Origin of the sequence: Sabulicella flocculans, assembly GCF_045449635.1 — a bacterium.
Classification (GTDB): Bacteria; Pseudomonadota; Alphaproteobacteria; order Acetobacterales; family Acetobacteraceae; genus Roseococcus.
In genome coordinates, this window is the sequence record NZ_JBJJBR010000003.1 from 74,951 (window position 1) to 97,895 (window position 22,945).

The window sequence follows — 22,945 nt, forward strand, 5'->3', positions numbered from 1 at the left end:
CCCCCGCCCGCCCGCCCCCCCCCCCCCCCCCCCCCCCCCCCCCCCCCGCGGCGGGGGCCCCGGGTGGGGGGTGCGCGTTTCGGTTGAGTGTGGCCGCCGGCTGGGGGGCGGCCGCGCGGCTTTGCGCGCTCCGGGCCGTGCCTGGTCCTGGGGGGCCTGCTCCGCGCCAGGGAGAAGCCCCGGCGCGACCGCGATGTGGGGGGTGCCTTGCCCGTCAGCGCACCCTGCCGCCCAGGCCGGCGCCGCAGGCGCGGCCGGCCCACCCGCGCCGCACCGTGCAAGGTCAGCGCACCCCCAGCCCCAGAGGCCGACGCCGCAGGCGGGCCGGCCCGCCCGCGCCGTCCCGCAGAGAGTGAGCGCACCCCCAACCCCAGAGGCCGACGCCGCAGGCGAGGCCGGCCAGCGGGAGCCGCCCATCCAGGGTCAACACCGCGCACGGAGGATGCGCGCGCACAGCGCGCGCCGGCCCCCTTCAGGGGGCCGAAGCCAAGGCGGGCGGATGCCCGCCGCCCGGCGTAGCCGCCGCCTTAGGCGGCGGCGATGAGGGCACCAACAAAAACCACTCCGGTGAGGCTCCGCCTCACCGGAACACCGGGACCGCGTCGTCCTCGGGCATGTCGGGCAGCGGGACCTCGATGCGCACGGTCGAGGGGTCCACGCCGGTGCCCTTGTCGAGGAAATAGGTCACGCTCGCCGGCCAGAAGATGACGATGGCCACCAGCACCAGCTGCAGGCCCAGCCAGGGCACCGCGCCCCAGTAGATGTCGCTGGTCTTCACCTCCTTCGGCGCGATGCCGCGCAGGTAGAACAGCGCGAAGCCGAAGGGCGGGTGCATGAAGCTGGTCTGCAGATTGATGCACAGCAGCACGCCGAACCAGACGAGGTCGATGTCCAGCTTGGTGGCCACCGGGGCCAGCAGCGGCACCACGATGAAGGCGATCTCGAAGAAGTCGAGGAAGAAGGCCAGGAAGAACACGAAGATGTTCACGAACACCAGGAAGCCGACCTGCCCGCCTGGCAGGTGGCTCAGCAGGTGCTCGATCCACAGCGAGCCGTCCACGCCCTGGAACACCAGGCTGAACACCGTGGCGCCGATCAGGATGAAGATGACCATGGCGGTGATCCGCATGGTGTTCTCCATCGCCTGGCGCAGCAGCGTCCAGGAGAAGCGGCGGTTGATGATGGCCAGCACCACCGCGCCCACCGCGCCCATCGCGCCGGCCTCGGTGGGCGTGGCCAGGCCCAGGAAGATGGTGCCCAGCACCAGGAAGATCAGCACGATGGAGGGCACCATGCCCTTGATGACGCGCCAGTAGAGCGGCCAGCCGCGCGGCGCCAGCGCCTCGGGCGGCAGGGGCGGCACCTTGTGGGGCGCCACGATGCTGACCACGGCGATGAAGGCCAGGAACAGCAGGATCTGCAGGAAGGACGGCCCGATGGCGCCCGCGTACATGTCGCCCACGCTCTTGCCCAGCTGGTCGCCCAGGATGATGAGCACGAGCGAGGGCGGGATGACCTGCGTGATGGTGCCCGAGGCGGCGATGACGCCGGTGGCGATGCGCATGTCGTAGCCGTAGCGCATCATGATGGGCAGCGAGATCATGCCCATGGCGATGACGGAGGCCGCGACCGTGCCGGTGATGGCGCCCAGCACCGCGCCCACCAGGATGACGGCGTAGGCCAGCCCGCCGGGCACCTTGCCGAACAGCTGCCCCGTGCCCTCCAGCAGGTCCTCCGCCAGGCCGCAGCGCTCCAGGATGGCGCCCATCAGCGTGAAGAAGGGGATGGCCAGCAGCAGGTCGTTGGACAGGATGCCGAAGACGCGCAGCGGCAGGTTGCCCAGGTAGGCGCTGGTGAAGAAGCCCAGCTCGATGCTCAGGAAGCCGAAGAACAGCCCCACCGCGCAGAGCGAGAAGGCGACGGGGAAGCCGATCAGCAGGAACACCACCAGGCCGCCGAACATCAGCGGCGGCATCATCTCAAGAGTCATGCTCACTGCTCCGGCCGCTGGTATTCGGTGACGACGTCCACGCCCTGCACGGGCCCGCGCAGCAGGGCGATGCGCTTGATCAGCTCGGACAGGCCCTGCAGCACCAGCAGGGCGAAGCCCAGCGGCAGCAGCATCTTCACCGGCCAGCGCAGCAGGCCGCCGGCGTTCGGGCTGCCCTCGTTGCGCACCAGGCTGTCCAGCGCGAAGGGCCAGGTCATCCAGGCCAGCAGCGCCATGCCCGGCAGCAGGAACACGACGAGGCCGAACACGTCCACCCACAGCCGCCCGCGCTCGCCCAGGGAGCCGTAGACCAGGTCCACCCGCACGTGCTCGTTGCGGAACAGGGTGTAGGAGGCGCCGAGCATCACCACCGCGGCGAACAGGTACCACTGCACCTCCAGCCAGGCGTTGGAGGAGTAGTTGACGCCGTAGCGGATGAAGGCGTTGCCCGCGCTGATGGCGCAGGACAGCAGGATGCACCAGTCGGCGACCTTGCCGAACTTGTGGTTCACCCAATCGACGCCCCGGCTGAAGGCCAGCAGCATGCCCATGTCCCGGATGTCCTTCGGAAAGCAGACGGGGCGCCGCATAGCGCCCCGCCCGGTTGTTGGCTAGCGGCGGGCGGCGGCCTGCTCGGCCGCCTGCATGGCGTTGACGAAGCTGTCGTAGTTGCTTTCCGCCACCCGGAACCAGGCGATCTGGTTCTCGCGGAAGGCGCGCATGTGGTCCCACACCCGCCTGAAGGCGGGGTTGGCGGCCGCCGTCTCGGCGTACAGCTCCATCGCGGCGCGGTAGCTCGCCTCCAGCACCGGGCGCGGGAAGGGGCGCAGCTGGGTGCCGCCGCCCACCAGCCGGCGCAGCGCCTGCGGGTTCAGCGCGTCGTACTTGGCGATGGTCTCCAGCGTGGCGTCGCGGCCGGCGACGTCCAGCACCAGCCTGTAGTGCGCGGGCAGCGCGTCGTACTGCGCCTTGTTCACCAGCATGGACAGGTTCAGCCCGCCCTCCCACCAGCCCGGGTAGTAGTAGAAGGGCGCCACGCGGTTGAAGCCCAGCTTCTCGTCGTCGTAGGGGCCGATCCACTCGGCGGCGTCGATCACGCCGCGCTCCAGCGAAGCGTAGATGTCGCCGCCGGCGATCTGCTGCGGCACCACGCCCAGCTTGCCCATCACGTTGCCGGCGAAGCCGCCGATGCGCATCTTCAGCCCGCGCATGTCCTCGACGGAGCGGATCTCGCGCCGGAACCAGCCGCCCATCTGCGCGCCGGTGTTGCCCGCCTGGATGGACACCATGTTGAAGGAGGCGAAGAACTCGCGCAGCACCTCGCGCCCGCCGCCGGCGTTCAGCCAGGCGTTGATCTGGCGGAAGTTGAAGCCGAAGGGGATGGTGCCGTCGAGCGCGAAGGTCGGGTCCTTGCCGACGAAGTAATAGGAGGCGGTGTGGGAGCACTCCACCGTGCCGCTCTGCACCGCCTCCGCCGTGGCCAGGCCCGGCACCAGCTCGCCCGCCTGGAAGAGCTGGATGCGGAAGCGGTTGTCCGTCAGCTCGGCCACGCGGCGGCACATCAGCTCGCCCGCGCCGTAGATGGTGTCCAGCGTGCGCGGGAAGGAGGAGGCGCAGCGCCAGCGGATCTCGGGCAGGGCCTGGGCCAGGGCAGGGGTGGCGAGCGTGGCGGCGCCGGCGGCGGCAAGGCCCCCGGCGAGGTGGCGGCGGTGCATCTGGGGCGAGGTTCCTTCTGGCCTTGCTGAGTCCCGGGTCGGGGCATGGCGGGCGGGCGTGCGTAGCCGGGGCGGGGGTGAAACGGAACTTACCCTTTGTAAACCCGGGCCCCCTCGCGCCCCGTGCGGCCGGGGTCTAGGCTGCGGGCATGTGGGGCCGGGTCATGGGCGGGGGGACCGCCGCGCTGGGGGCGGCGCTGGCGCTGGCGGCGCTGGCGGCCGGGCCGGGCGCCGCGGCGCTGCCGCTGGGCCCGCCCTGGGCGCCGCTGACCGTGGCGCTGGACGGGCTGTCGGCCTGGTTCCTGCTGGTGCTCGGCCTCGCCGCCATCCCGGCCGGGCTGTTCGCGGCGCAGGCGCCGATGGAGCGCGCGCAGGCGGCGCTGCTGCCGGCCTTCGTGCTGGCCATGGCGCTGGCGCTGGCGGCGGCCGATTCGCTGGCGCTGTTCCTTGGCTTCGAGGCGATGGCCCTGCTGTCCTGGGCGGCCATCGCGGCGGGCGGGCAGCGGCGGGCGGCGCGGCTCTACCTCGCCTACGCCATGCTGTCGGGGCTGGCGCTGCTGGGGGCGCTGGCGGTGCTGGCGCCGGCCGGGCTGTCCTTCGCCGCGCTGCGCGCCGCCCCGCCGGAAGGCGGGCGCGCCCTGGCCTTCGGGGCGCTGCTGCTGGTGGCGGCGGGGGCCAAGGCGGGGCTGGTGCCGCTGCACGCCTGGCTGCCGGTGGCGCACCCGGCGGCGCCCACCGCGCTGTCGGCGCTGATGTCGGCGGCGATGGTGAAGGTGGCGCTGTACGTGCTGATGCGCGGCGTGCTGGACCTCGCGGGGGCGGGGCAGCCCGCCTGGTGGGGGCTGCCGCTGCTGGCGCTTGGCGCCGCCACCGCGCTGTGGGGCGCCATCCGCGCCAACCTGGAGCGCGACGCCAAGGCGGCGCTGGCGTGCTCGACGCTGGAGCATGTGGGCCTGATCACCCTCGCGCTCGGGCTGTGCCTGCTGTTCCGCGGCAGCGACCTGCGGCCGCTGGCGGCGCTGGCGCTGGGGGCGGCGCTGCTGCACGCGCTGGTGCACGCCCTGGCCAAGACGGTGCTGTTCCTGGGCGTGGGCGCGGTGGCGCAGGCCGCCGGCACACGCGACATGGACCGCCTGGGCGGGCTGCTGCGGCCGATGCCGGTGACCGCCGCCTGCTTCGGCCTGGCCGCCGCCACCGCCGCGGCGCTGCCGCCGCTGGCCGGCTTCGCCTCCGAATGGCTGCTGCTGCAGGCGCTGCTGCAATCCTGGCGCCTGGCCGAGATGGCGTTCCAGTTGCTGGCGGTGGCGGCGCTGGCGGCGGCGGCCATGGCGGCGGCGCTGGGGGCGGCGGCCATGCTGCGCCTGTTCGGCGCCATCTTCCTGGGCCGCCCGCGCGCGCCGCGCACCGCCGGCGCCACCGACGCCGCCGGCTGGGGCCGCGCCGCCCTGCTGCTGCCGGCCCTGGCGCTGGCGGCGCTGGCGGTGCTGGCCGGGCCGGCGCTGGCCCTGGCCGGCGGCGCCATCCGCCTGGCGCTGGGCCCGGGCGCGGCGGTGCCGGCGGCGGGGCTGGCGCTGGTGGCGCCGGAAGGCACCGGCCTGGTCTCGCCGCTGGCGGCGCTGCTGCTGCTGGGGATGCTGGGCGGGCTGGCCTGGGGGCTGGCGCGCCGTCTCTCGCCCGCGGCGCCGGTCGTGGCCCCGGCCTGGGATTGCGGCTTCGGCCCGCCCCCGCCGCACCTGCCCTTCGGCGAGGTCCGCACCCAGACGGTGCCGGACGGCGCGGCGCAGCCCATCCGCCGCATGCTGGGCGCATTGCCGCTGGCGGTGCGCGAGGCCCACGCCCCCGCCCCGCCCGGCGCGGCGCGGCCCGCCCGCTTCGCCGTCACCGCGCATGACCGCGCCGCCGCCGCGCTGGTGCCGCTGCTGCGCGCCCGCCGCCGCGCCGCGCGCGAGGCCGAGCGCCTGCGCGACCTGTCGCTGCGGCGCTTCGTGTGGCTGGCCTTCGCCGCCCTGTGCGCCCTGCTGGCGCTGCTGGCCGCCCTGGAGCGCTTCGCGTGACCGCCGCGCTGCTGGCCCAGGCCATCCATGCCGCGCTGCTGGCGCTGGCCGCGCCGCTGCTGCTGGGCTGGGTGCGCTGGGTGAAGGCGCGGCTGCTGGGCCGGCGCGGCCCCCCCATCCGCCAGCCCTGGCGCGACATCCGCAAGCTGTGGCGCAAGCAGCCCGTGCTGGCCGGGCACGCGACGGTGCTGACCCGCGCCGCGCCCTACCTGGCGCTGGCCGCCACCGCGCTGGCGGCGCTGCTGGTGCCGGGCTTCGCCGGCGGCATGGCGCTGGCGGGCCTGTCGGACCTGGTGTTCATCGCCGGGCTGCTGGCCCTGGCGCGGGTGGCGCTGGCCCTGGCCGGGTGGGACGCCGGCAACGGCTTCGGCGCCATGGGCGCGGGGCGCGAGATGGCCTTCGCCCTCTTCGCCGAGGCCGCGCTGCTGGTGGCCTTCCTGTCGCTCGCGGTGCTGGCCGGCGGCACCAACCTGGACGCCATCGCCGCCCTGTTCCGCGAGGGCGGGCAGGGCCTGCGCGTGTCCCTGCTGCTGGCGGCGCTGGCGGTGGGGGCGGTGGCCCTGGCCGAGAACGCCCGCCTGCCGGTGGACAACCCCGCCACCCACCTGGAGCTGACCATGGTGCACGAGGCGATGATCCTGGAGGCCTCGGGCCGCCACCTGGCGCTGTGGGAGGCGCAGGCGGCGCTGAAGCTGCTGCTGTGGGCCTCGCTGCTGCTGGCGCTGTTCGCGCCCTGGGGCATGGCGCCGGCCGGGGCCGGGCCGCTGGGCTGGGCGGGCGGCGCCCTGGCCTGGGCCGCCAAGCTGGCCGTGCTGGGCGCCGCGCTGGCGGTGTTCGAGACCGCCATCGCCAAGCTGCGCGTGTTCCGCGTGCCCGAGTTCCTGGGCGGGGCGCTGCTGCTGGCGCTGCTGGCGGCGGCGCTGCTGTTCGTCTCGACCGGGCTGGCGTGATGCGCCGCCGGCCCAGCCCCGCGCGGCCGCCCGCGCCGTTCCGGCCATCGGGGGCGTGATGCAGTTCGGCCAGCTTCCCTACGACGTCGCGCACGCGCTGGGCGGGGCCATGCTGCTGTGCGCCTTCGCCCTGCTGGGGCAGCGGCGGCTGGAGGCGATGGTGACGGTGCTGGCCGTGCAGGGCGCGCTGCTGGGGCTGGCGGCGTTGTGGCAGGGCTGGGTGCAGGGGGCGCCGCAGCTCTACCTCACCGGCGTCATCGCCATCGCGGCCAAGGGGGTGGCGATCCCCGTGGTGCTGCACCGCCTGCTGCGCGCCGCCCCGCCGGCGGCGCGCACGGAGGCCGCGCCGGTGGCGGCCTCGCTGGCGCTGGCCTTCGCGCTGGTGGCGCTGGCGCTGCTGGTGGCGCTGCCCATCACCGCCGGGGCGCGCGCCCTGCTGCGGATGGACCTGGCGGTGGCGCTCTCGCTGGTGCTGCTGGCGCTGCTGCTGATGGGCACGCGGCGGCTGGCGCTGTCCCAGGTGGCGGGGCTGATGGCGCTGGAGAACGGCGTGGTGCTGGCCGCCGTGGGCGTCGCCGGCATGCCCTTCGTGCTGGAGATCTCCACCGCCGGGCTGGTGCTGACGATGGCGCTGCTGGCCGGGGTGCTGGCGCGCGGCATGCAGGGGCAGGACACCGCCCTGCTCGACCCGCACCGGGGGCGCTAGGGCGATGGCGCCGCTCCTCGTGCTGCTGCCGGCCGGCGCCGCCCTGCTCCTCGCGGCGTGGCCGGCGCGGGCGCCGGCGCTGAACATCCTGGCCTCGGCCCTCACGCTCCTCCTCGCGGCGGCGCTGGCCTGGCAGGGGCCGGGCGGCGAGGGCTGGCTGCGGCTGGACGCGCTGAACGCGCCGCTGGTGCTGGTGGCCGCGGTGGTCGGGCTCTCCACCGCCGTGTTCTCGGCCGGCGACGTGGGGGAGGAGGGCTTCGCGCCCGCGCAGTCGCGCCTGTACCACGCCGCCTTCCAGGGCTTCTGCGCCGCCAACCTGCTGGCGCTGCTGAGCGACAACCTGGGCCTGATGTGGGTGGCCATCGAGGCCGCCACCCTGCTCTGCGTGCTGATGGTGGGGCTGCGCCGCACCCCGGCGGCGACGGAGGCGGCGTGGAAGTTCTTCATCCTGTGCGGCATCGGCATCGCGCTGGCGCTGCTGGGCATCATCCTGCTGGCGATGGCGGCGCAGGGTCACCTGCCGCAGCACGACCTCCTCTCCTTCGCGGCGCTGCGCGCGGCGGCGGGGCGGGCGGATGCCGGGCTGCTGTCGCTCGCCTTCGTGTTCCTGCTGGTGGGCTTCGGCACCAAGGCCGGGCTGGCGCCGCTGCATTCCTGGCTGCCCGACGCCCATGCCGAGGGGCCCACCGCCATCGCCGCCGTGCTGTCCGGGCTGCTGCTGAACGCCGCCATGCTGGGCATCCTGCGCGGCGCCGCCATCCTGGGCGGCAACGCCGCGGCCCTGCCCACCGGGCCCTTCCTGGTGGCGGCGGGGCTGCTCTCGCTGGGGCTGGCGGCGCTGTCGCTGTGGCGGCGGCGGGACGCCAAGCGCTTCCTGGGCTGGAGCTCCATCGAGCACATGGGGCTGGCCGCCTTCGCCTTCGGGCTGGGCGGGCCGGCCGGGGCGCTGGCCGGGATGCTGCACCTGTGCGGGCACGCGCTGCTGAAGCCCGCCGCCTTCTTCGCCATCGGCCGCGCCGCGCAGCTCCGCGGCTCGCAGGCCATGGCGGACCTTTCGGGGCTGGCGCGCTCGCACCCCGCGCTGGGCTGGGGGCTGGCGCTGGCCCTGGCGGGGCTGGCCGGGCTGCCGCCCTTCGCCCTGCTGGCCTCCGAATTCCTGATGGCCGCCACCGCGGGGCGGGAGGCGCCCTGGCTGCTCGCCGCCTTCCTGCCGGGGCTGTTCCTGGCAGCGCTGGCGGTGCTGGCGGCCCTGGGGCGGCTGTGCTTCGGCGCGCCCTCCCTGCCGGCGCGCCCGGCCGGCGCGGCGGCGCTGGGCCCGCTCTGGGCGCAGCTGGCGCTGGCGGCGGTGCTGGGCCTGGCCCTGCCGGCGCCGCTGGCCGCCCTGCTGCGCGACGCCGCCGCGGTGCTGCCATGACCGCCTGGCCCGACAGCGCGGGGCTGGACCTGCTGGCGCTGTGGGCCGAGCCCGGCCGTGCCCACGCCGCCTGGCTGGACCCTGCCACCCTGGCCATCACCCGCGCCAGCGTCGCCGCGCCCGGCGGCCGCTTCCCTGCCCTGTCGCCCCGCCACCCGGCGGCGGCCTGGTTCGAGCGCGCCATCGCCGACCTCTGGGGCCTGGAGGCCGAGGGCGGCACCGATGGCCGCCCCTGGCTGGACCACGGGCTGTGGCCGGTGCGCGCCCCGATGTCCGGCGCCGCCGCCCGCCACTCGCCGCGGCAGGAATGGCCGGCCTTCCTGCCGGTGGCGGGCGAGGGGCTGCACGAGGTGCCGGTCGGCCCCATCCATGCCGGCGTCATCGAGCCCGGCCACTTCCGCTTCACCGTGCAGGGCGAGGTGGTGGTGCGGCTGGAGGCGCGGCTGGGCTACACGCACAAGGGCATCCTGGCGCTGATGCAGGGCAAGTCCCCGCGCGCGGCCATGCGCTTCGCCGCCCGGCTGTCGGGCGACGCCACGGTGGCGCATTCCCTGGCCTTTGCCCGCGCCGCCGAGGCCGCCTCCGGCGCCGCGCCGCCGCCGCGCGCCGAGGCCATCCGCCGCGCCATGCTGGAGCTGGAGCGGCTGCACAACCACCTGAACGACCTGGGCTTCATCGCCAACGACGCCGCCTTCGGCGCCCTGCACGCCGAGGCCGGGCGCCTGCGCGAGGGGCTGCTGCGCGCCCAGGCCGCCGCCTTCGGCCACCGCCTGATGATGGACCGGGTGACGCCGGGCGGCGTGGCGCAGGACCTGGCCGAGGACGGCGTCGCCGCGCTGCGCGGGGCGCTGGCGGCGGTGCGCGCCGGCCTGCCGCGGCTGGGCGCGATGCTGGATTCCCACGCCTCCCTGCTGGACCGGCTGCACGGCACCGGGAGCATCCCGCCCGCGCTGGTGGCGGCCTACGCCCCGGGCGGGGTGGTGGGCCGCGCCTCCGGCCGGCGCTTCGACGCGCGGCTGCTGGACGGCCCGATGGCCCTGCCCACCCAGACGGCCGGCGACGTGGAGGCGCGCTGGCGCCAGCGCCACGCCGAGGCCGGGCAGTCGCTCGGGCTGCTGGACGCGCTGCTGCACGCCCTGCCCGAGGGGCCGCTGGCCACGCCGCTGCCGCCGCGCGGCGGCGAGGGGCTGGCGCTGGCGGAATCCTTCCGCGGCGAGTGCCTGGCCTGGCTGCGGCTGGACGAGGGCGGGCTGGTGGAGGCCGCCTTCCTGCGCGACCCCTCCTGGCTGCACTGGCCGCTGCTGGAGGCGGCGGTGATCGGCAACATCCTGGCCGACTTCCCGCTGATCAACAAAAGCATCAACGGCTCCTATTCGGGGGTGGACCTCTAGATGGCGCTCTGGCCCCGGCTCGCGCGGAACCTGCTGTCGCGCCCCGCCACCGACCCCACGCCGCATCCGGCACCGGAGCTGGTGGCGGCGCTGAAGGCGCGGCTGGACGCCGCCGCCACCCGCCGCCTCGGCCGCTCCCTCGCCATCCGGCACGTGGATGCCGGTTCCTGCAACGGCTGCGAGCTGGAGGTGAACGCCACCCAGAACGTGGTGCACGACCTGGAGCGCCTGGGGCTGCGCTTCGTCGCCTCGCCCCGCCACGCCGACCTGCTGCTGGTGACCGGGCCGCTGACGCGCAACATGCGCGTGGCGCTGGAGCGCGCCCGCGCCGCGACGCCCGAGCCCTGCTTCGTGGTGGCGCTGGGCGATTGCGCGGTGGATGGCGGGGTGTTCCGCGGCTCCTACGCGGTGGAGGGCGGGGTGGGCGCCGCCTTGCAGCCCGACTTGCTGGTGCCCGGCTGCCCGCCCGGCCCGGCGCAGATCCTGGAGGCGCTGGCCGCCCTGGTCGAGGCGAACGGCTGAGGCGCAGGGCCGGGGCAGCCGCGGCGCCCCTGCGCCGTTGAGGGCGCATGCAACCCGACCCTCCCATCATGTCCGCCCGCCGCACCGGGGCGCGGCGCCGGCGCTTCGCCGCGCTGGCGCTGGTGCTGGCGGCGGGGCTGGGCGGGCTGGCCGTCGCCGTGCTGGCCCTCGGCGGCTGGAGCGCCTGGGAGGTGGCCATCCTGCTGCTCTACCTGCTGAACCTGCCCTGGCTGGCCCTGGCCGGCGCCACCGGGCTGGCCGGCCTGCTGGCGCGCCCCGACCCGTCGCCCCTGCCGCCGCCCGGGCCGCCGCCGGCCACCCTGCTGGCCGTCTGCCTGCGCGACGAGGCGATGGAGGAGATCCTGCCGCGGCTGGGCGCGCTGTGGCGCGCCCTGGAGGTGCCGGCGACGGTGGCGCTGCTGTCCGACACCACGGACCCCGCGCGCGCGGCGGCGGAGGACGCGGCGGTGCGCGCCTTCGCCGCCGGCCTGCCGCCGGGCGTGGTGCGCCACCGCCGCCGCGCCGCCAACACCGGCTGGAAGGCCGGCAACCTCATGGACTTCCTGGACCACCACGCGGAGGGCCACGCCTTCCTGCTGCTGCTGGACGCCGACAGCGCCATGGACCCCGCGCTGGTGGCGGCCATGGTGCGGCGCATGCACGCCAGCCCGCGCCTGGCCATCCTGCAGGCCACCATCGCCGGGCAGGGCGCGCGCACGCGCTTCGCCCACTGGTTCGGGCTGGGCCACGCCCCGGGGGCGCGGGTCTGGGCCGCCGGGCAGGCCTGGTGGCAGGGGCCGCAGGGCGCCTTCTGGGGCCACAACGCCCTGCTGCGCATCGCCCCCTTCCGCACCCATGCCCGGCTGGAGCCCCTGCCGGACGGCGCGCACATCCTGTCGCACGACTTCGTGGAGGCGGCGCGCCTGCACCGCGCGGGGTGGGAGGTGCGGGTGATGCCGGTGGAGGACGGCTCCTGGGAGGGCCACCCGCCCGACCTGCCCGCCTTCCTGGACCGCGACCGGCGCTGGGCCGCGGGCAACATGCAATACCGCTTCCTGCTGCGCGACCGCCGGCTGTCGCGGCTCGGGCGGTTCCAGATGGCGCAGGCGATGGCGCACTACCTGCTGGCCCCGGCCTGGTTCGCGCTGCTGCCGCTGGCGGTGCTCAACGCCGTCTCCGGCGGGGCAGAGGGCACGCCGCGCGCGCTGCTGCTGGGCTGGGTGGCGCTGTCCTACGCCGCGCTGCACCTGCCGCGCCTGGGCGGGCACGCGCGGCAGGTGCGGCGGCGCGGCTGGCCCGCCCTGGGCGCGGCGGCGGCCGAGAGCCTGTTCCTGCTGCTGCTGGAGGCCGTGATGGCGCTGGACAAGAGCTGGACGGTGCTGGCCCACGCCCTGGGCTGCCGCCGCCCCGGCTGGCCGGCGCAGCGGCGCGACGGCGGCGGCATCGGCTGGGGCGCGGCGGCGCGGCGGCTGTGGCCGCACAGCCTGGCCGGCGTGGCGATGCTGGCCGCCCTGCTGGCCTGGGCCACCCCCTTCGCTGCGCTGGCCGCCCTGCCCGCCCTGGCCGGGCTGGTGCTGGCGGTGCCGTTCTGCGTGCTGTCCTCGCGGCCGCGGTGACGCGGGCCGCCGACACGCCGCGCCGCCGGGCGGCGCTGGTGCTGGCCATCTACGGCTACCAGGGGCTGGCGGCGGGGCTGCTGGGGGTGGCGCTGCCCAACCACTTCGCCGCGCTGGGCCTGGCCTCGGCGGCGCAGGTGGGGGCGCACCTGGCCCTGCTGGGCCTGCCCTGGGCGCTGCAGCCGCTGTGGGGGCCGGTGGTGGACCGCTTCGGCGGCTCGCGCCTGGGGCGGCGGCGGCCCTGGGTGCTGGCGGCGCAGGCCGGGGCGCTGGCGGCGCTGGTGCCGCTGCTGGCCGGGCCCGCGCCGGGCAGCCTGGCGGCGCTGGCGCCGCTGGTGCTGGCGCACGGCGCCTGCGCCTGCCTGCTGGACACCGCCGCCGACGCCTGGATCATCGACCGCGTGCCGCCCGGCGCGCTGGGCACCGTCACCGCGCTGACCCGCACCGGCTTCGCCGGCGGCACCGCGGCCGGGGCGGCCGGCTTCGCCCTGCTGCTGCCGGCGGTGGGGGTGGCGGGCGCCGCCGCGGCCCTGCTGGCGGCGGGCGCCGCGCTGGGGTCGGCGCCGCTGCTGCTGCGCGAGGCGGCGGGGAACGGCACGCCCCCAGCACGGGGCCACGCCGCGGCGCCCGGGCTGCGGCCCCTGCTGGCCGCGCTGGGCCGGGAGGCAGCGCGCCCGGCCAGCCTGGCGCTGCTGCTGTTCTGCGCCGCGCAGGACTTCGCCAGCGCGATGTTCCGCGTGCCGCTGGGGGTGTTCCTGCTGCAGGAGGAAGGCTGGAGCGCGCCGGCGCTGTCGGCCGCGCAGGGGGCGCTGGCGCTGGGGGCCGGCACGCTGGGCGCGCTGGCGGTGGGCTGGTGGACCGACCGCGCCGGCGCGGCGCGCAGCCTGCCGCTGCTGCTGGGGGCGGCGGCGGCGGCGCACGCGCTGGCGGCCGCCCTGCTGTGGGCGGGGCTGGGGGCGGGGCCGCTGGCGCTGGGCCTGTCCACCGTCACCTCCGCCCTGGCCTTCGTGGCGCTGGCCCCGGCGGTGATGCGCGCCGCCGCCGGGCCGGTCGCGGCCTCGCGCTTCGCCCTCTACATGGCGGCGCTGAACGCAGGGGACGTCGCCGGCTCGGCCGCCGGGGCGCCGGTCGCTGGGCTGCTGGGGCTGGCCGGCACCGCCGCGCTGGCCGGCCTCGTGCTGCTGGCCGGGGCGGTGCTGGCGCGGCCCATGTTGCGGAAGCTGGAATCCGCAAGGGTCCAGGCGGGAGAATAAATCTGCGCCGCCGCCGCCGGCCGCCGACAACCTTGCCTGACCGGGACCGTTCCTGCGGCATCACCGGAGGACCGTGCCCGCCATGCTGAATGTTTCGCCACGCCGCCGCGTTGGGGTCGCCATCGTCGGGGCAGGGGGCGCCGTCGCCACCACTGCGGCGGCCGGGCTGGAGATGCTGCGCCGGGGCAGCAACCGCATGGACGGGCTGCCGCTGGCGAACGTGGCGGTGCCCGGCCTCGCCGCCTACGAGGACCTGCAGCTGGATGGCTGGGACCTCAACGCCCAGACCCTGGCCGCCGCCGCCGCCGAGCACGGCGTGCTGCGGCCCGAGCAGCTGGCGATGCTGGGCGAGGAGGTGGGCGGGCGGCAGCCGTGGAAGGCCGTGGCCAGCCGCGACTTCTGCCGCAACATCGAGGGGCGCAACCTCAACGCCGCCCCCGGCCACCGCGCCGCCATCGCCGCCATCCAGGCCGACCTCCAGCGCTTCCGCGAGGAGAACGGCTTCGACGGGCTGGTGATGGTCAACCTCGCCTCCACCGAGCGCACGGCGAGCGACAGCCCGGCCCTGCGCTCGCCCGCGGCGTTCGAGCGCGCGCTGGACGCCGACGACGCCGCCATCGGCCCGGCCATGCTCTACGCCTACGCCGCCATCACCGCGGGCGTGCCCTACGGCAACTTCACCCCCTCCTGCGCCGCCGAGGTGCCGGCCCTGGCCGAGCTGGCGCTGGAGCGCGGCGTGCCGGTGGCGGGCAAGGACGGCAAGACCGGCCAGACCCTGATGAAGACCGTGCTGGCCCCGGCGCTGCGGGCGCGGGCGCTGCACGTGGATGGCTGGTTCTCCACCAACATCCTGGGCAACCGCGACGGCGAGGCGCTGCGCGACCCGGCCTCGCTGCAATCCAAGCTGGACACCAAGGGCAGCGTGCTCGACTCCATCCTGGGTTACCCGGTGGAGGACCACATCGTGGACATCCGCTACTACCGCCCGCGCGGCGACGACAAGGAGGCGTGGGACAACATCGACGTCACGGGCTTCCTCGGCCAGCGGATGCAGATCAAGGTCAACTTCCTGTGCAAGGACAGCGTGCTGGCCGCGCCGCTGGCCATCGAGATCGCCCGCGTGCTGGACCTGGCGCAGCAGCGCGGCGAGGCCGGCGCGCAGGAGCAGCTGAGCCTGTTCTTCAAGGCGCCGCAGACGCGCGAGGGCCGCGCGCCCGAGCACGCCTTCCCCGCGCAGGAGCGCATGCTGCACGAGTGGCTGCACCGCGGCGCCCCCCGGTCCGCCGCCGCCGAATGAGCCGGCCGGCCGACCTGCTGCCCCTGGTGCGCGAGCTGGGGGACCTGAAGCGCGTCCGCTCGGCCGGGCGCGCGGGCTCGGTCGCGCAGCGGCTGTTCGCCGCCGCCTGGGGCGCGCTGGCGGCGGGGCAGGGGGTGGAGGAAGTGGCCCGCGCCACCACCGCCGCCGCCCTGGCCGCCGCCCGCCTGGGCGACCTCGACGCGGCGGCGATGGCGGCGGTGGGCATCCCCGGGGCGGAGGCGCAGGCCATCCTGCGCGCCGCGGTGGCCGAGGTGTCCGGCCCGCTGGACCCGGCGCTGCGCGGCTGGCTGGCCGCGCCGCCCGCGCTGGCCCAAAACGCGCCGCCGCCCTTCGTGGCGCGGCTGGCGGCGCAGCCGCGCGCCGGCGCCACCTGCCCCGGCCGCGGCCGCCTGATGTTCGAGCCGCCGGAGGACCACGCCGAGCACTGCCTGGTCACCGCGGTGGCCGGCGTGGTGCTCTCGCCCTGCTGGGGAGCGGCGCCCGCCACCGTGTTCCTGGCCGCGCTGGCGCACCACCTGCACAACGCCCTGCTGCCCGACAGCGGCTTCGCCGGCGAGACCCTGCTGGGCCGCTGGCTGGAGCCGGCGATGGAGAGCGCCACCACCCAGGCCCTGGCGGAGCTGCCTGACGCCCTGCGCGCCGCAACCGTGCAGGCCCGCGCCATCCTGCCCGACGCCGCCAGCGCCGAGGGCCGCGCCTTCCACGCCGCCGACACGCTGGACCGCGTGCTGCAGATGGAGCACCACCTGCGCGCCGCCGGCACCACCATCGGCTTCCTGCTGCGCGAGATGGAGCTGGTGCATGACGGCCCCGTGCGCCCCTTCCAGGAAGGGCTGCTGCGCGAGGTGGGGCTGGCGGCGTGACGGGCGCGCCCGTCCTGGCGCCGGTCCTCGACGGCATCCCCTTCCTGCGCGCGGGGCGCGAGGCGCTGGCCGCCGAGGCCCTGGCCCTCCAGGAGCGGGGCGACGAGGAAGGCGCCCTGGTGCTGCTGCTGGCCGACCAGGACGACTGGTGGACCGGCCCGCGCGCCGAGCCCGCCGCCCTGCGCGAGCTGGTGCGCCGCCGCGACGCGCTGTCCCTGCGCGAGGCGATGGCGCTGCTGTCCTGGGGGCCGGTGGCGGACTACTTCGCCCATCGCTGGTCCGACCCCACCTTCCTGGCCGGGCTGGCGCTGACCGAGGCGCATTGCCCGGCGCCCGCCACGGTGTTCGAGCTCGCCTGCGGCATCGGCCACCACCTGCGCTGGCACGCCGCGCGCGGCGCGCGGGTGGCGGGGGCGGACGTGGTGTTCGCCAAGCTGTGGGTGGCGCGGCACTGGGTGGTGCCGGGCGCCAGCCTGTTCTGCCTGGACGCCGCCCAGCCCTGGCCGGAACTGGGCCGCTTCGAGCTGGTGGCCTGCCACGACGCCTTCTACTTCCTGGAGCCCAAGGCCCCCATCCTGGAGAAGCTGCGCGCCCTGGGCGGCACGCTGGCGCTGTCGCACATCCACAACCGCGACTGGCCCAACCTGTCCGCCGGCAGCGCCATGGCGGCGGCCGAGGTGGCGGCGATGTTCCCCGCCGCCCAGGCCTATGACGACGCCGAGCTGACCCGCGCCCTGGCCGAGGGCCGCGCCCCGGTGCCGCAGCCGGTGGCGGCGCTGGCGGGGGTGGAGGCGTTCTCGCTGGTGGAGGGGGCGGGCCCGCCCCGGGCGGTGCACGGCCTGCCGGCGCCGGGCACCCCGCTGCGCCGCAACCCGCTGTATGGCGCGGACGGCGCGCTGGCCTGGCCCTCGCCGCGCTACGAACGCGAATACGGGCCGCGCGCCACCTACCCGCCGCGCAGCGACGCCCCCGCCCGCGCCGCGCTGGCCCCGGCCACCGAGGCGCAGGCGCGGCGGCGCGAGCTGCTCGACCTGCCGGAGCGCTGGTGATGCCCGACGGCGGGGGGGTGGCCGCGTGCAGCTGGGGCGTGGCGGGCTTCGGCTGGGTGGCGCGCGACTACGCGGTGCCGGGGCTGCTGGCGGCCGGCGGCCGGCTGCTGGGCGTGGCCGACCCCTCGCCCGCCGCGCGGCGCGGCGCCCAGGCGCTGGGGGCGCGCGCCCATGCCGCCCTGGACGCGCTGCTGCGCGAGCCGGGGCTGCGCGCCCTCTACGTCGCCACGCCCAACCACCTGCACCGCGCCGCGGTGGAGCAGGCCGCCGCCGCCGGCATCCCCGTGCTGTGCGAGAAGCCGATGGCCGCCACGCTGGCCGACGCCGAGGCGATGGCCGACGCCGTGCGCCGCGCCGGCACCCCCTGGGGCTGCGCCTTCGACCAGCGCCACCACCCGCTGCACGCCTGGATGCGCGAGGCCATCGCGGCGGGGATGCTGGGCAGCGTCACCGCCATCCGCATCGCCTATGCCTGCTGGGTGCCCGCCGGCTGGGCCGCCGACAACTGGCGCGCCGACCCCTGCCGCGCCGGCGGCGGCGCGCTGATGGACCTGGCGCCGCACGGGCTGGACCTGGTGGATCACCTGCTGGGCGAGAGCCTGGCCGAGGTGCGCGCCTTCACCCAGAACCGCGTGCAGGACTACGCGGTGGATGACGGCGCGCTGCTGATCGGCCGCACGCCATCGGGCGTGCTGGCGCAGCTGCACGTCGCCTACAACTGCCCCGAGGCGCTGCCGCGCCGCCGGCTGGAGGTGCTGGGCACCCGCGGCCAGCTGGTGGCCGAGCGCAGCATGGGCCAGTCCCCCGGCGGGCGGCTGTGGTTCACCGACGCCCGGCTGGGCCTGCGCCGCGAGATCGCGGTGCCCGGCGCGGAGGAGAGCCCCTTCGCCCGGCAGATGGCCGCCTTCGCCCGCCACGCCGCCGGCCGCCCCGACCCCGCCTTCGACCTGGAGCGGGACCTGCACACCATGCGCCTGCTCGACCAGGCCTACCGGAGCGCCCTCGGGCGATGATGCCATGCCGCTGACCCCCTGGGCGTGTTCGCATTGCGGCTTCTGGCAGAAGCACTTCGCCCCCTCCGGCTGCCCGGTCTGCGAGGACACCCGCAACGACCTGCCCGCCGATGGCTGGGACTTCTGGCCGGAGGAGAAGGTGGCCGCGCACCTCACCGGCCACTGGCGCCGGCTGGAGCGCGACATGGTCGCCTTCTCCACCACGCCGGCCTTCGGGCTGAACGGCACCGGCTGGCTGCTGCTGCACCCCGACGGCAACACCGCCTTCGAGGCCGCGCCCTACTACACCCCGCCGATGATCGAGGAGATCCGCCGCCTGGGGGGCATCCGCTTCCTCGCCGCCTCCCACGTGCATGGCTACGGCGCGCTGTGGCAGCTGCAGGACGTGTTCCGGCCGGAGGTGCTGGCCATCCAGAAGGAGGACCTGCGCCTGACCAAGGCCATGCGCGTGGACACCCCCTATGACGAGGTGCTGGAGCTGCGCCCGGGCCAGGTGCTGCACCACGTCGGCGGCCACTACGAGGGCCAGGCGGTGCTGCACGACGCCCGGCGCCGCATCCTGTTCTGCGGCGACGCCTTCAAGGTGGACCAGGATGCCGAGGGGCGGAACCTCGCGGTGTCCACCCACAAGGCGTTCCACAAGTCCATCCCGATCACGCCCGGCGAGGCGCGGCGCTACCGCGACGTCATCGCGGCGCTCGACTTCGACACCGTCTGCACCCCCTTCGAGCACGCGCCCGGCATCGGGCGCGAGGTGGCGCTGGCGGTGCTGGACGACCAGCTGCGCGGCCCGCCCGGCGTGCGCCACATCCCCATCGAGGAGCTGACGCGATGAGCCTGCACGACGTCGCCGCCGCCTTCCGCGCCGCCCTGCCGCCGGGCGACCGGCTGGAGGTGTTCCGCATCGACGCGCTGGACCGCACCGGCATCCCGGTCTGCGAGGCGGCGCTGCTGCCGGCCGACGGCAGCCCGGCCACCATCGGCTACGGCTACGGCTTCCAGCCCATCGAGGCCGAGGTCGGAGCGGTGGGCGAGGTGCTGGAGGAACACTTCGTCGGCGAATGGGCCAAGAGCGCCCCGCGCATCCGCGACAGCTTCCGCGCCATGGTGGCCATCCACGGCGCGGCGGCGGTGGCGGACCCGCTGACGCTGTGCCTGCCCGCCGGCAGCCCCTGGACGCCCGACATGCCGCTGACCTGGGTGGAGGCGCGGCGCTTCCCCTCGGGCGATGCCTGCTGGGTGCCGGTGGAATGGGTGGCCGCCTACCCCTACCAGACCGGCACGGCGCCGGAGGTCATCATGCCCATCACCAACGGGCTGGGCGCCGGCTTCGACCTGGAACACGCGCTGGCGCACGGGCTGATGGAGCTGCTGCAGCGCGACGGCAACTCGGTGAGCTACCGCGCGCTGGACCAGGGCGTGGCGGTGGCGCTGGACGCGGTGGAGGAAGCGCCGGTGAAGGCGCTGCTGGAGCACCTGCGCGGCCTGGGCATCGGCGTGACGGTGAAGCTGGCGGCGGACGATTTCGGCATCCCCAACCTCTACGTGGTGGGCGACGACCCGCAGGCCGCCATCTCGCTCCAGCTCACCGCCTGCGGCGAGGCGGCGCACCCGGACCGCGCGCGCAGCCTGCGCAAGGCGCTGCTGGAATTCTGCGGCTCGCGCGCACGCAAATCCGCCACCCACGGGCCAGTGGACGCCATCCGCCGCGTGATGCCGGCCGAGATGGTGGAGCGGCAGATGCGCAACGCCCTGGCCGAGGAGCAGGAGCCGCGCCCGGTGGAGGCGATGGCCGAATGGCTGGCGCAGGACGCCGCCGAGCTGCGCCGCCGCTTGTCCGGCAGCGTGTTCAGGGTGGGGCGCGAGGTGCCGTTCTCCGCGCTGCCCGACGCCGGCCCGGCGCTTTCCGCCGACAGCCGCGCCCGGCTGGACTGGCTGGTGCGCGCCCTGGCCGCCGAGGGGCTGGAGGTGCTGTGGGTGGACTGCTCGCCGCCCGGCGGCGCGGTGCGGGTGGTCAAGGCCATCGTGCCGGGCCTGGAATGCGAGACGATGAGCTACGGCCGGCTGGGCTGGCGCGGCGTGCGCCGCCTGCGCGCCCGGCGCGACCCGCTGCTGCTGGACGCGCCGGCGCCGGGCGCCCTGCGCGTGCGCCTGCGCCCGGAGGACGAGGACCGCTGCGGCGGTCCCGCCTGGTGGGACGCCGCGGCGGCGGAACGCCTGGTGGCGCCGCTGTTCCCGCTCTACCGCGAAAGCGGGCCCTTCGCGGCGCAGCTGCTGCTGGCCCGGCGGCGCGCCGCCGCATGAGCCTGCGCTTCGCCTTCAACACCAACGGCACCGCCAACCACCGCCTGGAGGACGCGGTCGCCCTGATCGCCGATGCCGGCTACGATGGCGTGGCGCTGACGCTGGACCACCACCACCTGGACCCGATGGCGGAAGGCTGGGTGGCGCGCACCGAGGCGCTGGCCCGCGCCCTGCACGCGCGCGGCCTGGGCTGCGTGATCGAGACCGGCGCGCGCTTCCTGCTGGACCCGCGCGCCAAGCACGAGCCCACCCTGCTCACCCCCTCGGCCGAGGGGCGGGCGCGGCGCGTCGCCTTCCTGCACCGCGCGCTGGACATCGCCAACCTGCTGGGCGCCGAGGCGATGTCCTTCTGGGCCGGCGTGCCGCAACCGGGCGTGGACCGCGGCGAGGCCGGCGAATGGCTGCTGGATGGCGTGGCGCAGGTGCTGGACCACGCGCGCACGCGCGGCGTGGATGCGGCGCTGGAGCCCGAGCCCGGCATGCTGGTGGAGACGCTGGACGACTGGGCCCTGCTGCACGCGCAACTGCCCGCCCTGCGCCTGGCGCTGGACCTCGGCCATTGCCTGGTGACGGGAGAGCGCGACCCGGCGGCGGCGGTGCGCGAGTTCGCGCCGCACGTCGCCACCGTCGCCATCGAGGACATGCGCCGCGGCGAGCACGTGCACCTGCCCTTCGGCGAGGGCGACATGGACATCCCCGCCTGCCTGGACGCGCTGGAGGAGGCCGGCTTCGCGCGGCTGGCCTGCGTGGAGCTGTCGCGCGAGAGCCACCGCGCCGACCGCATGGTGCCCGAGGCGCTGCGCTGGCTGCGCGCCTGCCGGGAGGCGGCGTGATGCGCGTGCTGTTCTGCTCGCGCCGGTTCTTCCCCGCCATCTCGGGCATGAGCGTCTACGCGCTGAACCTGCTGGGCGAGCTGGTGGCGGCGGGGCACGACGTCACCATGGTCAGCCAGTATCGCGGCGACGCCGCGGGCACCGGCATCTATGGCGGCGGGCCGCCGCCGCCGGTGCCGGGCGTGCGCGTCATCGGCCTGCAGGCGCATGGCGAGGAGCGGCCCGGCGGCGCCGACTTCGCGCGCGACGTGGCGGCGATGCGCGACGCCATCCTGGCCGAGCACGCCCGCGCGCCCTTCGACGTGCTGCACGCGCAGTACGGCTACCCCAATGGCTGGGCCGCGCTGCTGGCGGCGCGCGAGACCGGGGTACCGGTCGTCGTCTCCATCCAGGGCGGCGACGGCCACTGGGTCGGCTCCTGCTGCGAGACGCATCGCGTGGCGATGGAGCGCGTGCTGCGCGGCGCCGACGCGGTGCTGATCGGCTGCGAGAGCTTCGCGCATGAGGTGGTGGAGCGCCTGGGCGTGCCGCGCAGCCTGTTCACCATCGTGCCCGGCGCGGTGGAGACCGGACGCTTCGTGCCGCACCAGCCGCCCGGCGCGGCGGCGGACCCGGTGCGCCTGCTGTATCACGGCCGGGTGGACCGGCGGAAAGGCGCGCTGGACCTGCTGCACGCGCTGGCGCTGCTGCGGGCGCAGGGCGTGCCCTTCGCGGCGGTGTATTCCGGCATCGGGCCGGACCTCGGCGCGGCGCAGGCGCTGGCGGCGGAACTCGCCCTGCCCGTGCGCTTCACCGGCTACGCCGACTACGCCGCCGCGCCGGCGGTCTATGCGATGGGCGACGTGTTCGTCTCGCCCACCTACGCCGAGGGGTTCAGCAACACCATCCTGGAGGCGATGGCCAGCGGCCTGCCCTGCGTCTCCTGCCGGGCGGTGGGCGTGATGGACTGCCTGCGCGACGGCGAGAACGGCCTGCTGGTGGAACCGGGCGACCTGCCGGCCCTGGCCGCCGCCCTGCGCCGCGTCATCGAGGACGGCGCGCTGCGCACCCGCCTGGCGGAAGCGGCGCTGGCCGAATGCCGCGCCACCTACTCCTGGCCCGCCGTCGGCCGCCTCATCATGGAGAGCTACGGCCGCGTGGTGGCCGCACCCCGCCGCCCGCCGGTGGACCCCGCGCTGCCGGAGGACCCCTCCTGCCGCTTCATCGCGGCGCCGCACCTGCTGTGATCGCCCACGCGCTGTCGCCGCACCTGGACGACGCCGCCTTCTCGGCTGGCGGCACGCTGGCGCGGCTGGCGGCGGTGGGCTGGGCGGTGACGGTGGTGACCGCCTTCACCGCCAGCGTGGCTTCGCCCACCGGTTTCGCGCTGGAATGCCAGCGCGACAAGGGCCTGCCCGACAGCGCCGACTACATGGCGCTGCGCCGCGCCGAGGACCTCGCCGCCTGCGCCGCCCTGGGCGCCGCGGCGCTGCACCTGCCCTTCCGCGAAGCGCCGCACCGCGGCTACGCCAGCGCCGCCGCGCTGTTCGGCCCGCTGCGCGCGGAGGACGCCATCCACCTGCCGCTGGCCGAGGCGCTGCGCGCCCTGCCGCCGGCGGCGCTGTGGCTGCTGCCGCAGGCCATCGGCGGCCATGTGGACCACGTGCAGCTGCTGCGCGCCGCCGCCCTGGCGCGGCCGCCCGGCACGGCGCTGCTGCACTGGGAGGACTGGCCCTACGCCGCCCGCCCGCACAGCCATCCGGCGCGGCCGCTGGGCTTCGGCCACCTGCCGGCGCTGGCGCTGCACGGCGACGCCGCGGCGCGCCGCCGCGCCTGCCACGCCTATTCCACCCAGCTGGGCTTCCAGTTCGGCGGGCCCGATGGGCTGGACGCCGCGCTGGCGGCGGCGGGCCCGCGCGAGGCGTTCCGGCGCGACGGCGCGCTGCCCGCTTCCTTCCCGGGGGGGTGAGGGCGC

General features: G+C 76.5%; 20 protein-coding genes. 17 read left to right on the forward strand and 3 right to left on the reverse strand.

All coding sequences use genetic code 11. From position 1 onward, the window contains the following. Positions 1-580: 580 nt before the first annotated feature. Genes ACI6QG_RS05175 through ACI6QG_RS05185 form a run of 3 tightly spaced genes read right to left on the reverse strand, consistent with a single transcriptional unit; the run spans position 581 to position 3,705 of the window. Positions 581-1,978, reverse strand: a complete 1,398-nt coding sequence (locus ACI6QG_RS05175) for a TRAP transporter large permease (protein WP_407023504.1) — start codon at positions 1,976-1,978, stop codon at positions 581-583. Between the two features lie 14 nt (positions 1,979-1,992). Continuing rightward, positions 1,993-2,541, reverse strand: a complete 549-nt coding sequence (locus tag ACI6QG_RS05180; RefSeq protein WP_407023505.1) for a TRAP transporter small permease subunit — start codon at positions 2,539-2,541, stop codon at positions 1,993-1,995. A gap of 60 nt (positions 2,542-2,601) precedes the next feature. Further along, complete coding sequence (locus ACI6QG_RS05185) at positions 2,602-3,705, reverse strand: TRAP transporter substrate-binding protein (protein ID WP_407023506.1); 1,104 nt, start codon at positions 3,703-3,705, stop codon at positions 2,602-2,604. Positions 3,706-3,854: 149 nt separating this feature from the next. Between ACI6QG_RS05185 and ACI6QG_RS05190 the strand changes: the two genes are divergently transcribed. The 17 genes from ACI6QG_RS05190 to ACI6QG_RS05270 all read left to right on the forward strand — a co-directional run bounded on the left by ACI6QG_RS05190 (position 3,855) and on the right by ACI6QG_RS05270 (position 22,939). Beyond that, positions 3,855-5,759: a proton-conducting transporter transmembrane domain-containing protein gene (locus ACI6QG_RS05190; protein ID WP_407023507.1), complete on the forward strand. Its 1,905-nt coding sequence runs from the start codon at positions 3,855-3,857 to the stop codon at positions 5,757-5,759. Further along, entirely contained in the window at positions 5,756-6,709 is a 954-nt protein-coding gene (locus ACI6QG_RS05195; protein ID WP_407023508.1) for a respiratory chain complex I subunit 1 family protein, read from the forward strand. Before ACI6QG_RS05190 ends, ACI6QG_RS05195 begins: the two co-directional genes overlap by 4 nt. A 58-nt stretch (positions 6,710-6,767) precedes the next feature. Beyond that, on the forward strand, positions 6,768-7,415 hold the full coding sequence (locus ACI6QG_RS05200; RefSeq protein ID WP_407023509.1) for a hydrogenase-4 component E: 648 nt from the start codon (positions 6,768-6,770) through the stop codon (positions 7,413-7,415). Between the two features lie 4 nt (positions 7,416-7,419). Further along, the gene (locus tag ACI6QG_RS05205) at positions 7,420-8,829 is read left to right on the forward strand and encodes a proton-conducting transporter transmembrane domain-containing protein (RefSeq protein ID WP_407023510.1); all 1,410 of its coding nucleotides are present in this window, start codon (positions 7,420-7,422) and stop codon (positions 8,827-8,829) included. After that, the gene (locus tag ACI6QG_RS05210) at positions 8,826-10,220 is read left to right on the forward strand and encodes a hydrogenase large subunit (RefSeq protein WP_407023511.1); all 1,395 of its coding nucleotides are present in this window, start codon (positions 8,826-8,828) and stop codon (positions 10,218-10,220) included. Before ACI6QG_RS05205 ends, ACI6QG_RS05210 begins: the two co-directional genes overlap by 4 nt. Further along, positions 10,221-10,742 carry an NADH-quinone oxidoreductase subunit B family protein gene (locus ACI6QG_RS05215; RefSeq protein WP_407023512.1) on the forward strand — a complete coding sequence of 174 codons (522 nt, stop codon included), beginning with the start codon at positions 10,221-10,223 and terminating at the stop codon, positions 10,740-10,742. Positions 10,743-10,810: 68 nt separating this feature from the next. Next, the gene (locus tag ACI6QG_RS05220) at positions 10,811-12,358 is read left to right on the forward strand and encodes a glycosyltransferase family 2 protein (RefSeq protein WP_407023513.1); all 1,548 of its coding nucleotides are present in this window, start codon (positions 10,811-10,813) and stop codon (positions 12,356-12,358) included. Beyond that, positions 12,355-13,611 (forward strand): MFS transporter, encoded by a 1,257-nt coding sequence (locus ACI6QG_RS05225; RefSeq protein ID WP_407023514.1) that lies wholly within the window; start codon positions 12,355-12,357, stop codon positions 13,609-13,611. Before ACI6QG_RS05220 ends, ACI6QG_RS05225 begins: the two co-directional genes overlap by 4 nt. An 82-nt stretch (positions 13,612-13,693) precedes the next feature. Then, positions 13,694-14,908 (forward strand): inositol-3-phosphate synthase, encoded by a 1,215-nt coding sequence (locus tag ACI6QG_RS05230; protein ID WP_407023733.1) that lies wholly within the window; start codon positions 13,694-13,696, stop codon positions 14,906-14,908. Further along, the gene (locus tag ACI6QG_RS05235; protein ID WP_407023515.1) at positions 14,905-15,792 is read left to right on the forward strand and encodes a hypothetical protein; all 888 of its coding nucleotides are present in this window, start codon (positions 14,905-14,907) and stop codon (positions 15,790-15,792) included. The genes ACI6QG_RS05230 and ACI6QG_RS05235 overlap by 4 nt, the downstream gene beginning before the upstream one ends. Continuing rightward, a complete protein-coding gene (locus tag ACI6QG_RS05240) occupies positions 15,789-16,841 on the forward strand; it encodes a class I SAM-dependent methyltransferase (protein ID WP_407023516.1) in 1,053 nt (350 codons plus the stop codon). The genes ACI6QG_RS05235 and ACI6QG_RS05240 overlap by 4 nt, the downstream gene beginning before the upstream one ends. After that, positions 16,841-17,854: a Gfo/Idh/MocA family protein gene (locus ACI6QG_RS05245; RefSeq protein ID WP_407023517.1), complete on the forward strand. Its 1,014-nt coding sequence runs from the start codon at positions 16,841-16,843 to the stop codon at positions 17,852-17,854. The genes ACI6QG_RS05240 and ACI6QG_RS05245 overlap by 1 nt, the downstream gene beginning before the upstream one ends. Before the next feature lie 4 nt (positions 17,855-17,858). Beyond that, positions 17,859-18,689 carry an MBL fold metallo-hydrolase gene (locus tag ACI6QG_RS05250; RefSeq protein WP_407023518.1) on the forward strand — a complete coding sequence of 277 codons (831 nt, stop codon included), beginning with the start codon at positions 17,859-17,861 and terminating at the stop codon, positions 18,687-18,689. Next, complete coding sequence (locus ACI6QG_RS05255) at positions 18,686-20,158, forward strand: YcaO-like family protein (RefSeq protein WP_407023519.1); 1,473 nt, start codon at positions 18,686-18,688, stop codon at positions 20,156-20,158. The genes ACI6QG_RS05250 and ACI6QG_RS05255 overlap by 4 nt, the downstream gene beginning before the upstream one ends. Then, positions 20,155-20,991 (forward strand): sugar phosphate isomerase/epimerase family protein, encoded by an 837-nt coding sequence (locus ACI6QG_RS05260; protein ID WP_407023520.1) that lies wholly within the window; start codon positions 20,155-20,157, stop codon positions 20,989-20,991. Before ACI6QG_RS05255 ends, ACI6QG_RS05260 begins: the two co-directional genes overlap by 4 nt. Next, a complete protein-coding gene (locus ACI6QG_RS05265) occupies positions 20,991-22,217 on the forward strand; it encodes a glycosyltransferase family 4 protein (protein ID WP_407023521.1) in 1,227 nt (408 codons plus the stop codon). The genes ACI6QG_RS05260 and ACI6QG_RS05265 overlap by 1 nt, the downstream gene beginning before the upstream one ends. Beyond that, the gene (locus ACI6QG_RS05270) at positions 22,214-22,939 is read left to right on the forward strand and encodes a PIG-L deacetylase family protein (protein WP_407023522.1); all 726 of its coding nucleotides are present in this window, start codon (positions 22,214-22,216) and stop codon (positions 22,937-22,939) included. Before ACI6QG_RS05265 ends, ACI6QG_RS05270 begins: the two co-directional genes overlap by 4 nt. The last annotated feature ends 6 nt before the right edge of the window (positions 22,940-22,945 follow it).